This window comes from Blautia faecicola (assembly GCF_004123145.1).
GTDB lineage: Bacteria > Bacillota > Clostridia > Lachnospirales > Lachnospiraceae > Oliverpabstia > Oliverpabstia faecicola.
Window position 1 is genome coordinate 2,105,410 of record NZ_SDKC01000001.1, and the last position, 14,954, is coordinate 2,120,363.

Sequence of the window (14,954 nt, forward strand, 5' to 3'; positions counted from 1 at the left end):
CTACTCCTGTATCTTTATATTTATATTCCCTTCCGGAAGATTATAGACTTGTGCAAGTTTCCTTTTTACCTCGTCAGACTCACTTTCCCCGGGCGGATTCCCGTCCATACGCCGGATCACACAGCGGATTTCTTTCACATCCAGTTCCTCCCCGTTAAAAAATTTCACACTGACCTCTGTACTCTCGTAAGACAGCTCTTCCAGCAGCGCTTTTATCTGGCGTTCCATCTCCTTCTGGCAGTTTTCCTGTACATAATCATTTCCTTCCTGTTCCAGATATTTTTTCTCCATCGAAAAGTCCTCGTATTCCTGCCGGATTCCTTCCGAAAGTGTCTCCCAGGAGAGGATCTGATCCAGATTTCCGACGGTCAGTAGCGGTTTGATCAGTACCAATATCAGCAAAAGTCCCATAAAAAAACGGATGTATTTTCGTTCCTCTCCCTGAGGGATCACATTCATCAATACCGACAGGAAAATAAAATAAAACGCCAGATTTCGCACCCACTGGGAAAGCCATTCCAATATTTTCCCTCCTTCCGTCTTGTTGTAACACCTGTATTTCCCCTACACTCAACCTCGAACACCTACTTTTTCATTGCAGAGATCCCGCCAGAATCGCAATCGTCAGCAAAAACAGAATTTCCATCGTCAGAAGCATCCGTACCAGCATCCCGAGACTCTCCCCCATCGTATGGATGCACCCTACCATCCGCTTGTCCGTCACCGGCTGTACCAGGGCTGCCAGAAATTGGTAAACGAGTGCACTGATTCCCATCCGACAAAGGGGAGCTGCGCCTGCCAGCAGAAGAATCACGATTGCCGCCGCACCGAGGCAGTTTTTGATCAGCACCGCCGATCCGAGCACTACTTCTGTGATCCCGGAAAACAGGTTTCCCACCCCGGGAAGCGCACCGGCTGTCCTGCCGATCAATGATCGTTTCAGGGTGTCAACCGCCGGGGAGATCAGACGCTGGATCAGTTGGATCCCCACGATCACGCCTACCATGGATTTCAGTGCCCAGAGGATTCCGTTCTTTAAAAGTTCGGTCATTTTCGATAAAAATTCTTCTTTTGTGAGGAAATTGATCAGTTCCAGCACCAGATACATCCGGATCGCCGGAAGGATAAAAAGTAACAGGATCTTTTCTGTGAGAAAAATCAAAATCAGGATCATCTGGTAAAATGCTGTCGCCGTTGCCACGCCACATGCCCCGGTCAGTGCGATATAATACGCCGGAAGCAGTGCTTTCATAAATACCGCCACACCCTCAAGCAGGCTTTCCATCTGCCCCGCCATCTGATCAAACGCCTGCAAAAGCAGTAAAAACAACAGAAGATAGATCATATAAAAAGAAATATCTCCGATCTGGTTATTCTGAAAAACTCCGGACAGATGATAGAACACTGCGGAAAGAAGCACCAGCACCAGAATGTGTACGCAAGTTTCCTTCTGGATCCCCATGGCATCCCACACGCCCTGCTGAATCACGGCTTTCCACTGCTCTGCGGAAAATGCCTGTCCGCTTGTCAGAATTTCCCGGATCATCCCGCGCATGCTCTGTTTTTCTTCCAGCAGCTGATCCACCGCCGTCTCCACGTCCTTCAGATCCAGCTCTTCCAATGCTTCTTCCTCGCGTGAAAAGTCCTGATTTTCGGCAGCATACACACAGATCCGGGTACAAAAAAAGAGCAGGAACAGACTGAAGATTGCTATTTTCAGTATTTTCCCACTCTTTTTCTTATCCCAGAAACGCATGGATCGTCTCCAGCAGTGCGGTAAGGATCGGCATACTGATTGCCAGTACTGCCAGCCGTTCGTAGATCTCGATCTGTCCCGCCACTGCAGAATAGCCTGCGTCCTTACAGATTCCTGCCGAGAACTGACCGATATAGGTGATACCGATCATTTTCATAAGGATATTCATATATGTAGTATCTACAGGTACATATTGTTGTATTTTTTTCAGGGATTCATACAGATAACTGAACTTTCCCACCGCGAACGCCAGAATAAAGAGTCCTGCCGCCATCGTCAGATAGACCGAATACTCTGGCTTTGCCGTTTTCATAAAGATCGCAGCCAGTACACAGGCGATGCCCGCTGCACTGATCCGGATAATTTCCATATCGCCATCCTCCCCGCCTGCCTACACTACAGGGCAAATAATTTTTTTACGGTTTCAAAAAGATCATAAATATAGGGGAGTACCCAAAACAATACCAGCACAAGCCCGGCAAGACTGGTCAGAAATGCCTGGTCTTCCCGCCCGCTGTGCTTTAACACCAGACTCAGGACGGATACCAGGATCCCCACTGCACCGATTTTAAATATAATCCCGACTTCCACAACCGCCTCCCGTCTCAGATAAGGATCACCACCAGAAAGGCTCCCCCCAGGATCCCGAGGCTTTGCCACACTTTTTTCTGTTCCGGCAGCTGATGCTGCAGTTTCTCTTCCCTCGCCGCAAGTTCTGCCCGTCCGTTCTCAAGAAGCCGGATCTGCATTCTTGCATCCAGATAACCGAGATGTCCAAGCGTCTGTAAAAACAGATCCCAGTCTTCTTCCCAAAGACCGGTCTTTTCCCGCACCGTCTGTGTCTATTCTTTCAAAATCCCTGCAAATGCTTCGCCGGTCTGCGCTTTCAATCGCTCTGCAATGGATTGCAGATATTCCCGAAAAGGAGACACCACTTTTGTGCTGATCCTGGAAAATGCTTCCGGCAGCGTATTTCTTGCAAAGGAGATTTCTCCGGTCAGGCAGCTGATGATCAGCTGTAACATCTGTAAGTCTTCGATCCGCCGCTGATATTGTCTGCTCTTCCAGTTTCCCATGCCCCAGCCGGCAAAAAATACCAGCAGAGCACCGCCTGCTTTCAGCACACCGACCGCTGCCTCTGGTACAGGCAGGTTCCTCGTTCATCATAGATTTCCTGGACTTTTCCGATCTGCCCTGCCGTTTCTTTCTGCAGGATGATATAGCGTTCAAAAACATGTTCTTTCATCAGTCGTTCCAATAGCGGTTTTTTCCGGATCTCATCGATGGAACTTCCGTGGACTGTTGCCAGAAGTTTGCATCCGCTGTTCAGCGTCATCTCAATGGCACGGATATCCTCATAATTACCGATCTCATCCACGGCGATCACCTGCGGTGCCATCGAGCGAAGCAGCATGACCATCCCTTCCGCCTTGCTGCAGCAGTCCAGCACATCGGTACGGATTCCCACATCATTTTGCGGAATTCCCTGATAGCTGCCGCCGATCTCTGACCGCTCATCCACCACGCCCACCGTATAGCCCGGAAACGTCTCCCAGCCATCGGAAATCTGCCGCACCAGATCCCGCAGCAGCGTCGTTTTTCCACAGCCCGGTGGGGAGATAATGAGCGTATGACAAAGTTTTCCCTCTTCCGTCACATACGGGATCACCATATCCGCACAGCCGGTAATCTGATGTGCAAACCGGATATTAATACAGGAAATCTGCGAAAGTCCTTTTACTTTCTGCTCTTCCATGATCGCTTTTCCCGCCACACCGACCCGATGCCCACCCTGTATCGTCAGAAATCCCTGTTTTAATTCCTCTTCATACGCATAGAGGGAATACGTTCCTACTGTCTCCATCGTTCTTCGGATCTCTTCCTGCGATACGATATATGCCTGTTCCCGATGCCTCGTCAAAAATCCCTGTTCCGCCACAAAATATTCCTGCCCATCCTGCCACAAAATCAGCGGTTTCCCTGCCCGAAGACGAATCTCCTGCAACCCCTGTGGATTCCAGTCTGCCTGCTGTAAGATTTTTCGGATACGCTCCGGAAACAGACGGATAACTTCCTCCCGTTTCATGTACATCACCTCTTACCTCTACTATATGTGGACAGACTGTAAATAGAACTATTTCCCTACGCAAATCATACCGGAATACTCATCCGGCATCGTCAACTGGTAAAAGCTGCATTCCTCGTAAGAAATCTCGCACAACTCCCTGCGGATTCCTTCGCCGGTGAACTTCAGATAGCTTTCTTTTTTTGTCCAGATCTGAAACAGAACATCCTTTTTCCCCCGCTCCGTATCTGCCTGTTGAAAAAGTTTCCATTCCTCCGGGTTGCAGATTTTTCTGGCTGTCTGTTCCACTTTTATTTCTCTGTGATACTGGATATCAAGCCCCACCGGTGCATCTCCCAGCGCGCAGGCGATCCAGTCCCCCGAATGACTGATATTAAAAAACAGTTCCGGGTGCAGACGCAGATATGGTTTTCCGGTTTCTGTTCTTACTACCGGATCTGTCTCTTTCCAAAAATCATATCCATATCTCGTTTTTACCATTTCCGCCAACAGGCAATATCCTGCCCGGGACTGTTCTTTCTTTTCTTCCGGTTTTTTGCCGCTGACCTGCTGCATCCAGACTTCTGTCTGTTGATCCGGGGACCGCCATAAAATATGTTCTGTATTTACATTATTTTCCATTTTTCTGCCCCCCGCTGCCACGCTTCGGTGCTTCTTCCAGTTCTACCAGAAAACGGGAAGGTTCCATCTTCTTTCCGAACCGCTCTTCCACCGCATACAGATGCAGTTCCTTTTTCGCTCTCGTCATGCCGACATAGAACATCCGGCGTTCTTCTTCAATCTCCGGATCCAGAATCGCTTTCTGATAAGGCATACACCCCTCATTGACATCCAGAATATACACCCGTTCAAATTCCAGTCCCTTGGCGCTGTGCAGCGTCGATACAACGATTCCTTCCTGCTGGCGCACCTTCTCCGACTGTTCTTTGAGTTTTTCCTTATAGGCATCCATGGAATCAAACCATTCCTGAAATGTTTTGTATCCTTTGGCACTCTCCTGGATCTCCCGCAAAAGATCATACAGCTCTTCCACTTTGATCTTCCGGTACTGCGCATATTCTTTCAGGAACTCGTCATAGCCAATCCCATATCGGATATAATTGATAGCCGCGAACGGTGCCATATTTTTCATCATCTTCAGATCATGCTCGAACTTCTCGATCCGGTCACACATCCATTCTTTTCCTTCGTAGAACTGATACAGAATCTCAAACGGCACTTCTTTTTCGTAAAATGCTTCTCTGGAAAGATACCGGTTCGGACGGTTCATGATGGCAAGAAAATCCTTTCGCTCCCGACCGCCCATCGCCAGATGCATATAAGCGACCATATTTTTCGCCAGCCAATGTTCATACAGATTCGGCAGGACATCGCGCATCGTAAACGGAATATTGTACTCCATCAGCCGCTCCACCGTCATTCTGCAATTATGATTGGTACGGAATAAAATCGCAACCTCTTTGTGCGGACAGCCTTCTGCCAGATCCTTCTGGATCTGTTTTAACAGCCAGGTCGTCTCCTCACTCTCATTTTCAAAAGTCCGGATCTCGATCAGTTTTCCCTTGTCATTTTCCGTAAACAGCTGTTTTTCATATCTCGCATCGTTCCAGCGGATCACATTCTGAGATTTTTCCACAATTTCTCCGGTACAACGATAATTCTGCTTCAAGATCACCTGCTGCAACTGCGGAAAATCCTTCGGAATCTGCAGCATGATCTCCGGTCTGGCTCCCCGGAACCGGTAAATCGACTGGTCATCGTCGCCCACTAAAAACAGATTATTTTCCGGAAGTGCCAGAAGACGGACGATATCATATTGCAACTGGTTGACGTCCTGAAACTCGTCGATCAAGATATACCGAAACTTTTTCTGCCACGCCTGTAAAATATCCGGATGTTTCTGAAATAATTGATAACAGTATACCAGAAGATCATCAAAATCCAGCAGTCGTTTCCCGTGCAGCCGTTTTTCGTATGTCTCATAGATTTTCCGAAATTCCTCATCCGGACAGCTTGCCGAATAATAATGGCTTAACGGGATCCTTCCGTTTTTTACCGTGCTGATCTCTCTCGCCAACGACTCCAGCAGGTCATTTTCATCTTCCACCTGCATCGAGGAATTCTGCAAAATCTGTCGTAAAATCTGATATTTTATTTCTTCACTGGCGATGTTCGCCGATGTGATACCATATGCCTGCCGGAGGATGCCGTAAAAGATTCCATGGAATGTACCAAAAGTCACCTGGCTTTTTTCTACTCCACACAGGTGTAAAAATCGCTCCCTCATCTGTCCTGCGGCCGCCTTGGTAAAGGTGACCACCAGGATAGATGAAGGAGCGACCTGATAATCCTGAATCAGTTTACGGGTACGGCGGATAATGACTTCCGTCTTACCGGATCCCGGTCCGGCAAGTACAAGCATCGGACCATCTTTGTGTTCCATCGCCTGTTGCTGTTCCCTGTTAAACTCCATTCTTTCCCTCCATATGGGAATTATTCTGCTGCTTTTGTCAGCTTTTCAATAGCTGCCTGGATTCTTACAAGGCTCTCTTCTTTTCCGAGAACTTCCAGAATCTCTGTAGCGCCTGCCGGTGTCATCTGTTTTCCGGACAGAGCGGTACGGATCGGCCACATTACATAACCAACTTTGTATCCATGCTCTTTTGCGTAAGCGGAAAGCATTGCAAACAGTGCATCGTTGCTGAAATCTTCCTGCGCCTCCAGTAACGGCTGTACTTCTTTGAGTACCTGCAGAGAAGTTTCTTCGTTAGTTTTCATCTTTTTATGCACATACATGGATGTCTCATATTCCGGTACTTTTTCAAAGAAATCTACGTGATCTTTGATATCCGGGAATACTTCGATTCTTGTTTTTACCATGGCTGCGATCTTGTGGAAATCCAGATCTCTTGTGATCACTTCCTTCAGATACGGCAGAGCCATTCCATAGAATTTGTCATCATCCATCTTCTTCATGTATTCGCCGTTCATCCAGCGAAGTTTTACCATGTCAAAGACTGCCGGAGATTTGCTGATTCTGTGGTAATCAAATTCTTTTACCAGTTCTTCCAGAGAGAAAATCTCATTGTCGGAAGACGGACTCCATCCCAGAAGTGCTACGAAGTTTACAATCGCTTCGGTCAGGAATCCCTGATCCAGCAGATCTTCATAAGAAGAATGTCCGCAACGTTTGGACAGTTTCTGGTGATCTTCGTTTGTGATCAGCGGGCAGTGGATGTATTTCGGAATCTCCCATCCAAATGCTTCATACAGACGGTTGTACTTCGGTGCGGAGGACAGATATTCGTTTCCTCTTACTACGTGAGTAATTCCCATCAGATGATCATCGATAACATTTGCAAAGTTGTAGGTTGGATATCCGTCAGATTTGATCAGGATCATATCATCCAGCTCATTATTTTCTACGGTGATATCTCCGTACAGCTCATCGTGGAAGGTTGTGGTTCCTTCGGTCGGCATATTGATACGAATAACGTATGGTTTTCCTGCTGCCAGGTTTGCCTCGATTTCTTCTTTGGACAGATGCAGACAGTGTTTGTCGTATACGGTGATCTCTTTTCCTGCTACTTCTGTCTTCAGACTTTCCAGACGTTCTTTATCGCAGAAGCAATAATAAGCGTCTCCCTGCTCGATCAGTTTTTTTGCATATTTCAGATACAGACCCTGTGCCTGTCTCTCACTCTGTACATAGGGACCTACACCACCGTCTTTGTCCGGACCTTCATCATGTACCAGACCGGTCTTTGCCAGGGTACGGTAGATGATCTCCAGTGCGCCTTCCATGAAACGTTCCTGGTCGGTATCCTCGATACGCAGCATGAATTTTCCGCCTTCATGTTTTGCGATCAGGTATGCATATAATGCAGTTCTTAAGTTTCCTACATGCATTCTTCCGGTAGGGCTTGGTGCAAATCTTGTTTTTACTGTGCTCATAATATTTTCTCCTGTTATTTATAATGTAGATGTCACTGAATCTTCTGACACCTGTAATTCCGGACTGCTGTGTGCTTAGCACATTCACAATCCCCTTATTCAAGGTAAAAGGTGTGGAATTAATCCTCCACACCTTTGCTTTTTAAGTATTCAATTACGTCTCCAACGGTTTCCACATCTGCAAGTTCTTCTGCAGGAATCTCCAGTCCGTATTCTTCTTCCAGAGCCATAACCAGTTCGAACAGATCCAGTGAATCAGCTCCCAGGTCATCTTTAAATGAGGTGTCAAGACCGATTGTCTCACCATCACAGTTTAACTGCTCTGCAATAATCTCTCTCATTTTTTCCAGCATATCTTTTTATCTCCTTAATAAAGCTTTTTCGACTTACGCCTTTGTTTAACGAAAGTATATCTATTATAAAATCATTTGTCAACCCATTCGTGGAAATATGCAAAAAACTTTGTTATTGCTCTGTTTCCACTTCCATCATTTCTTCACGTTCCGCTTCCGTCGTCCGGATCTGCCCCGAAACACTCAGGGCAATCCCCATCTCCGTCATCAAAAACAGGATCGATGTACCTCCGTAACTGACAAAAGGAAGCGTGATACCGGTGGTCGGCATCAGATTTAATACTACGCAGAGATTCAGGATCACCTGCAGCGCGATATGTACAAAAATGCCCGCCACAACCAGCGTTCCATAAAGATCCGGTGCGTTCTGTGCGATAAAAAACAGACGATACAGCAGATAGCCGAACATTAGAAGTAACAGCGCCGCTCCGAAAACCCCCAGTTCCTCACAGACGATAGAAAAAATCATATCGTTCTGGGCCTCCGGGATCGTTCCAAGTTTCTGAGCGCTGTTTCCCAGACCCTTGCCAAAGAAACCGCCGCTTCCGATCGCATACAGTCCCTGTAATGCCTGATATCCTCCGGACGACATATTTGCCTCCGGATGCAGCCATGCCAGAATCCTCCGAATACGGAAATCCTCACTGGTTGTCATGGTCAGTCCCATATAGGCAACAATACTTCCCGCAATCGTACCGATGATGGCTGCTACCACAAGAAACGGTTTGGTCTTCGGATGTGCGATAAAGATCATAACCATGGCAATTCCGCCAATGATAATACCTGTACTCAGGTTATCGGTGAGCACGAATGCCCCTGCCGCCTGAATCAGACCGACCAGCACAAGAAATGCTACCGTCCCCGGTTTTCTTACCTTTCTCCCCGTCTTAATAATGAGAACCGGTAAAAAAGTAATGATTGCAATCTTGGCAATCTCGGACGGCTGGAACTGGATTCCCAGTTTTAACCATCGTCTGGAACCGTATGCTTCCACACCAAACGGAGAAAAACGTACCATTGCCATCAGTATAAGCGAGATCACGTACAACGCTCCCGTAAACGGAATCATCAGATGATAATCCAATTTTGATATCAAAATTGCAATGACAATCGCTCCCACGCTGATCAGCGCCTGCCGGCGGAAATAATACATATCATCCCCGTGAAATTTCATCTGCGCCTCATAGGCACTGGTACTGTAGAGCATAATCAGTCCGAAGCAGATCAGCAGGATTACGATCGCAAGAAGATTATAATCATAATATCCACCCCGAAAGTTTTTCTTTTTCTTTCTTTTTTTCTCTTTTTGTTCCATGCAATACCCTCATTTCTTTTAATGCTCCCCTGCTATCGATATCCCGCCGAAGGTAACAACCGGATATCTTTGTTTAGTATAACACTATTAAAAAGAGAAAAAAACCCCCAGACATCTCTTTTTTTATGTTTCTGAGATGTCCGGAGGTTCTGCTTTATCTAAGGAGAATGTTTACTTTTTATTCTACATCCTGCAGTGCATCCGTATCTTCTTCACCGGTGCGGACTTTTACGACTCTGTCAACATTGTATACAAAGATCTTGCCATCGCCGATATGTCCGGTATACAGAACTTTCTTTGCAGCTTCGATGACCTGATCGACCGGAATGCTGCTGACTACCACTTCTACTTTTACTTTTGGAAGCAGGGTTGCATCGATTTCAACACCACGGTATTTCTCGCCGGCACCTTTCTGAACGCCACAGCCCATAACCTGTGTAACGGTCATACCGGTGACACCCAGATCGTTCATAGCTTTTCTCAGTTTGTCATATCTTGACAGTTTCGAGATGATAACTACTTTATACATACCGGTATCTGCTGCTGCCGGAGCTTTTACTACTTTAACTGCTGCATTTTTCTGCGCATCAGATGCTGCTTTGTAATCATCTGTACCAAGGTTTGTATTTTCATTGACATCCATCATCATGGTGTTGGAAACATCCATGATACTGAATCCTGAGTAAGCAGATGCCAGACCATGTTCCATTGCATCCAGACCTACGATTTCCTCTTCCTCGGTAACTCTCAAGCCTACAACAGCACGGATCACAAGGAAAGTGATTGTGATGGTTACTACGGTCCATGATGCTACTGCTGCAAAACCGATCAGCTGTTTTCCAAGAAGGGTAAATCCACCGCCGTAGAACAGACCAACCAGATCATCATTTCCAGGTGCGGATGTGGTTGCGAACAGACCAACTGCGATCGTTCCCCAGATACCGTTTAAGCAGTGAACTGCGACTGCACCAACCGGGTCATCTACTCTTAATACATAATCAAGGAACCATACACCAAATACTACCAGCAGACCGGATACAATACCGATAATGATTGCTCCGAGTGCATCGGTTACATCACATGGTGCCGTGATGGCTACCAGACCTGCCAGGGAAGCGTTCAGACACATAGATACATCTGGTTTTCCGTAACGAACCCAGGTAAAGATCATACAGGTTACGGTTGCGATCGCCGGAGCGATGGTTGTTGTTACAAAGATAGAACCAAGCTGTTCTACAGATGTTGCAGCTGCGCCGTTAAATCCATACCAGCCAAGCCACAGGATAAATACACCAAGTGCACCGATTGCCAGGTTGTGTCCCGGAAATGCATTGACTTTTGTGATTTTTCCGGATTTATCTTTCGTAAATTTTCCGATACGCGGTCCAAGGATCTTGGCACCGATCAGTGCGGAGATACCACCTACCATATGGATTGCACAGGATCCTGCAAAATCGTGGAATCCCATCTGAGCCAGCCAGCCGCCGCCCCAGATCCAGTGTGCTTCGATCGGATAGATCAGTGCGGAGATTACACCGGAGTAAATACAATAGGATAAGAATTTTGTTCTTTCTGCCATGGCTCCGGAAACGATTGTTGCTGTTGTTGCACAGAACACCAGGTTGAATACGAAGTTCGACCAGTCAAAATCTGCATAACTGGTAAAAATATCAAATCCCGGTTTTCCGATCAGCCCTACCATATCTTCTCCCAGTAACAGGCTGAAACCGATCAGGATAAAGGTACAGGTACCGATACAAAAATCCATCAAGTTTTTCATGATAATGTTACCCGTGTTTTTCGCTCTGGTAAAACCTGCCTCCACCATCGCGAATCCAGCCTGCATCCAGAACACCAATGCAGCGCCGATCAGGAACCATACGCCAAATACCTGACCGTTCAGAACTTCCATAATTTCTTCTGTCATACTTTTGTCCTCCTCTTTTCTTTGTAATGAAAAAAGCGAAACAACGACGTTTTGCTTCTATTATATATAAGAAGCTGCAAAACGCCGTTGTTTCGCTTTTTTCAAGCCCTGCCGTATCATAAGAAAACAGAGTGTGCGATTTCCCTTGATACGACAAAAGGCACTACGGATGTTTTTCCATAGCGCCTTTGCTTTGTATGGGTGTATCTTACACCTGTATTTCGTTTGTGTCAATAAAATTTTTATCGTTTTTTTATATTTGTCATTTCAGCTTGTTTTTTATAAAATATTGTCTGAATTTTCTACGTTTTTACTGTACACATTCTCCCTGGCAGTCGCACGGTTCCCGCGTCAGTCCGGTGTCAAAACTCGGATTCATCTGATAGAAGTTCTTACTGTTCAGCTGATCCTGGAGAGACTGGAGAGCTTCACCGAATCTCTGGAAGTGTACCACTTCTCTCGCCCGCAGGAACCGGATCGGATCCGCAATCTCCGGAATATCCCGCACAACCCGCAGGATATTGTCGTAGGTGCTCCGTGCTTTCTGTTCCGCAGCCATGCTCTCAAACATATCCGTGATCGGATCCCCCTTGGACTGGAACTCACAGGAGTTAAACGGAATTCCTCCCGCCGACTGCGGCCAGATTCCCACTGCATGGTCCACATAGTAGTCCGCAAATCCCTGGTTCTCGATTTCTTCCACAGTGAGGTTGGCAGTCAACTGATGAACGATCGTGGATACCATTTCGAGATGTCCGAGCTCTTCTGTCGCTACATCGGTAAGAACCGCCATGCAGACACGGTTCGGAGCGGTGAAACGCTGGGAGAGGTAGCGCATCGAGGCACCGATCTCGCCGTCGGGGCCACCATATTGTGTTGCTATAATCTTCGCGATCCGTGCGTCTGTCTTCGTGATGTTTACCGGATATTGCAGTCTTTTTTCATAGATCCACATACACTAACACCTGCCTTTCCGGGATCTTTCCCATGGCCATGGCTGCATCATCCACTCCCAGGTGTCGCAGTTGCTCTCGTCAATCAGATCCATTGTCAGAGGACCGAAGCGTCTGGCATACTCTTCCATAGCTTCCTGGCGGATTGCCGACTGTTTGTGGTAGTAAGCCATGGCTTCCCGGTCCTGTGGATGGGTGTCCATATAAAGCAGGGTATCATAAGCGGCAAATGCAGACTGCCCGATCGTCTCCATCAGCTGTGCTTTGCTCCGTTCTCCCTGGCAGGTACAGTTGTTTCGTCCCATCATCGCCTGCATTCGCCTCCTTTCCCGCAAAATGGTTTACAAAGTTCCGGGAAAATCGTGCCAAGCTGAAATCCTCTGGCCGGTTCGTATACCTTTCCGAATTTCTGCATTGGCACATACGCCATTGCCAGTGGAAGCATCTGCAAATGCTCCTGTACAGATGTTTCCTGTGCACCACGATCGCGTGTATTGGTGCAGGTTTTGCCATTGGTGTCCATCGGCATCATCGCTTCTCTGTTTCCTGTCATGTTGCCACAGGTCCGGTTTCTGCAGTTACCGGAAGAGTTCCGGCAATTCATACGATACGGATCCATTCTCTTCTCCTTATTTCTGAGTTCTATTTCTCTTTATCATATGAATGTCTGCAAATTTTCGTGTTTCTGTCCGCTTCTACTTCTTTTTATTTACGCTACAGTCGCCTACCATGTCCGCTACTGCCTTTGCTCCGTCCTTGTTCAGACGAATACCGTCTTTCTGATACCATTCCGGATGCTCCTGGCTGTAGCTGTAAAGATCCAGAACTGTCAGTTTGTTCTTCTCGCCAATGGTTTCGACCGCATCTTTGACTTCTTCCACTCTTTTGGCTCTCTCTTCCATTTCTGTGCTTCCATCAGACTGGATCATCGGCGGTGTAATCAGCCAGACTTCCGGACTGCTCTTTAAATCCTGATAATTTTTGATCAGGGATTGATAATCTTTTTGAAACGTATCGATATCTGTCCAGTTTTCCTCTGTCGTATCGTTCGTTCCAAGCATTATCACAACAAGATTCGCTTTATATTCGGTACTGCTCTCATATCGTTCTTCTTTTGTATATGGCTTTTTGCTCTTTTTTTGAACCGCTGCACCTTCCACACCGAAATTTCCGATCCGGTATTTTTTCTCTGCCTTTTCCATGTATTTCTGCAACTGTACCGGGTAACAGTTGTCTTCCCGGTCTTCCACATCGGTTCCAAAAGTCAGTTCATCCCCGACACATGCCACCCGTAATTTCTGCTGATCTGCTGTATTCTGCATCAGATTCCAGAAAATCAGTACGATCGCCACCAGACCAAATGCCATCGCCCGTTTTTTTCTCTTCTGCTGTTCCATTTTTCTGCTCCTTTCTGCTACTGTCTTTTCTTATTTTGTCGTATCTTTTTCTTTCTGTCAATTTTCTTAAAAACTTCTGTCAATTTTTAACAATCACTTATCTATTTTTCTTCCTATTTTCTCCATATTGCGCCTTGCATTTTTTCTCCATGACTCTTAGAATACCTATGGCTACTGATTTGTAATCATTGCACTTTTTATATAGAAAGGATTCATCATGGACACTACTGTAAAGGCACCTGCCGTATCGGGAGATCAGCGTGAATATCTGTTTGACAATTACAAAGTATTATTGATTCTTCTGGTCGTCATCGGTCACTTTATTGAACCAAGCAACGATCAGAATTCATTTCTCTACGAATTAAAATGGGGAATCGTGGCATTCCACATGCCTGCTTTCATCTTTATCTCCGGATATTTTTCCAAGCGGATCCCGTCCTTAAAGAAAATGCTCTGCGGACTGGTCATTCCTTATTTTGTATACGAGATCCTGTATTATCTTTTATATACGTTTGTTCTGGACAAAGAGACCGGGTTTTATTTTGCCAGACCGAAATTTTCTCTCTGGTATCTGATGGCACTGTTCGCCTGGAGACTGTTCTCTCCTCTGGTTGAGAAAATCCCCGGCTGCATGATTTTGTCCGTCATTGCCGGAATTCTTATTGGATTCACGGATTTTGGGAATTTTCTTTCGATTCCGCGTATTCTGTTTTTCTTCCCGTTCTTTCTTGCCGGGAAAAAATTTGATTCTTCCTCCCTCGCCCGCTTCCGGAACCGGAAGGGGTATCTGGGTGCACTGACCATCTTGGGAGGTTTTGCCGTTTTTTTATTTACCGACAATTACCATCATCGGCTGGATCAGAAAATTTTCTATGGACGATACTCCTACGCAGATATGGATATGGGTTCCGTCGAAGGTGTACTTGTCCGCATCGGCTGTTATCTGATCTCTTTTCTTCTGATCTACCTGTTCATGCTGGTACTTCCGACCGAAAAGAAATCCTACTCCTATCTGGGAGAACGAACCATGGCAATCTATATCTTCCACGGTTTCGTCTACAGCTGCCTCAGATACGGTTCTTCCATTCTGACTTCGGTTGAGAGCAATCTGGAATGTCTGTATCTGCTGGCATTCTGCTTCTTCCTGGTATGGTTTTTATCGAGAAAACCTTTTGTATTGTTTACAAACAAGATCGCCCATCTTTTCTGATGC

The 14,954-nt window shown here is 46.4% G+C and carries 16 protein-coding genes and 1 pseudogene; 1 reads left to right on the forward strand and 16 read right to left on the reverse strand.

The genetic code is table 11. The features are described 5' to 3' along the window. The 16 genes and pseudogenes from spoIIIAF to ETP43_RS09540 form a co-directional block, all read right to left on the reverse strand. Positions 1 to 522, reverse strand: a complete 522-nt coding sequence (spoIIIAF, locus tag ETP43_RS09460; protein WP_164979677.1) for a stage III sporulation protein AF — start codon at positions 520 to 522, stop codon at positions 1 to 3. Positions 523 to 592: 70 nt separating this feature from the next. Beyond that, positions 593 to 1,756: a stage III sporulation protein AE gene (locus ETP43_RS09465; protein WP_129257886.1), complete on the reverse strand. Its 1,164-nt coding sequence runs from the start codon at positions 1,754 to 1,756 to the stop codon at positions 593 to 595. Next, positions 1,740 to 2,126, reverse strand: a complete 387-nt coding sequence (locus ETP43_RS09470) for a SpoIIIAC/SpoIIIAD family protein (RefSeq protein ID WP_022400461.1) — start codon at positions 2,124 to 2,126, stop codon at positions 1,740 to 1,742. Before ETP43_RS09470 ends, ETP43_RS09465 begins: the two co-directional genes overlap by 17 nt. 26 nt (positions 2,127 to 2,152) lie before the next feature. After that, positions 2,153 to 2,347, reverse strand: a complete 195-nt coding sequence (spoIIIAC, locus tag ETP43_RS09475) for a stage III sporulation protein AC (RefSeq protein WP_022173058.1) — start codon at positions 2,345 to 2,347, stop codon at positions 2,153 to 2,155. Between the two features lie 14 nt (positions 2,348 to 2,361). Continuing rightward, a pseudogene (locus tag ETP43_RS17640) lies at positions 2,362 to 2,880 on the reverse strand (stage III sporulation protein AB). Next, a complete protein-coding gene (gene spoIIIAA / locus ETP43_RS09490; RefSeq protein ID WP_129257889.1) occupies positions 2,874 to 3,842 on the reverse strand; it encodes a stage III sporulation protein AA in 969 nt (322 codons plus the stop codon). The pseudogene ETP43_RS17640 and the gene spoIIIAA overlap by 7 nt, the downstream one beginning before the upstream one ends. Before the next feature lie 48 nt (positions 3,843 to 3,890). Further along, positions 3,891 to 4,463 carry a 4'-phosphopantetheinyl transferase family protein gene (locus tag ETP43_RS09495; RefSeq protein ID WP_129257890.1) on the reverse strand — a complete coding sequence of 191 codons (573 nt, stop codon included), beginning with the start codon at positions 4,461 to 4,463 and terminating at the stop codon, positions 3,891 to 3,893. Then, entirely contained in the window at positions 4,453 to 6,315 is a 1,863-nt protein-coding gene (locus ETP43_RS09500; protein ID WP_129257891.1) for an ATP-dependent helicase, read from the reverse strand. The genes ETP43_RS09495 and ETP43_RS09500 overlap by 11 nt, the downstream gene beginning before the upstream one ends. A gap of 20 nt (positions 6,316 to 6,335) precedes the next feature. Further along, a complete protein-coding gene (gene gltX / locus ETP43_RS09505) occupies positions 6,336 to 7,796 on the reverse strand; it encodes a glutamate--tRNA ligase (protein WP_129257892.1) in 1,461 nt (486 codons plus the stop codon). A gap of 119 nt (positions 7,797 to 7,915) precedes the next feature. Further along, on the reverse strand, positions 7,916 to 8,149 hold the full coding sequence (gene acpP, locus ETP43_RS09510) for an acyl carrier protein (RefSeq protein ID WP_022400467.1): 234 nt from the start codon (positions 8,147 to 8,149) through the stop codon (positions 7,916 to 7,918). Between the two features lie 112 nt (positions 8,150 to 8,261). Then, entirely contained in the window at positions 8,262 to 9,464 is a 1,203-nt protein-coding gene (locus ETP43_RS09515) for an FtsW/RodA/SpoVE family cell cycle protein (protein ID WP_129257893.1), read from the reverse strand. Between the two features lie 178 nt (positions 9,465 to 9,642). Further along, entirely contained in the window at positions 9,643 to 11,391 is a 1,749-nt protein-coding gene (locus ETP43_RS09520) for an ammonium transporter (protein WP_022173066.1), read from the reverse strand. 310 nt (positions 11,392 to 11,701) lie between these two features. After that, complete coding sequence (locus ETP43_RS09525; protein ID WP_022400470.1) at positions 11,702 to 12,346, reverse strand: manganese catalase family protein; 645 nt, start codon at positions 12,344 to 12,346, stop codon at positions 11,702 to 11,704. A 3-nt stretch (positions 12,347 to 12,349) separates the two neighbouring features. Continuing rightward, a complete protein-coding gene (locus ETP43_RS09530; RefSeq protein WP_243114246.1) occupies positions 12,350 to 12,652 on the reverse strand; it encodes a spore coat protein CotJB in 303 nt (100 codons plus the stop codon). Further along, entirely contained in the window at positions 12,649 to 12,963 is a 315-nt protein-coding gene (locus ETP43_RS17645; protein WP_022400472.1) for a spore coat associated protein CotJA, read from the reverse strand. The genes ETP43_RS09530 and ETP43_RS17645 overlap by 4 nt, the downstream gene beginning before the upstream one ends. A gap of 76 nt (positions 12,964 to 13,039) precedes the next feature. Beyond that, positions 13,040 to 13,741: a GDSL-type esterase/lipase family protein gene (locus ETP43_RS09540; RefSeq protein ID WP_129257894.1), complete on the reverse strand. Its 702-nt coding sequence runs from the start codon at positions 13,739 to 13,741 to the stop codon at positions 13,040 to 13,042. Positions 13,742 to 13,958: 217 nt separating this feature from the next. On the opposite strand from ETP43_RS09540, the gene ETP43_RS09545 reads away from it, so the two are divergent. Then, positions 13,959 to 14,951, forward strand: coding sequence for an acyltransferase family protein (locus tag ETP43_RS09545; RefSeq protein ID WP_129257895.1), 993 nt, complete (start codon positions 13,959 to 13,961; stop codon positions 14,949 to 14,951). The last annotated feature ends 3 nt before the right edge of the window (positions 14,952 to 14,954 follow it).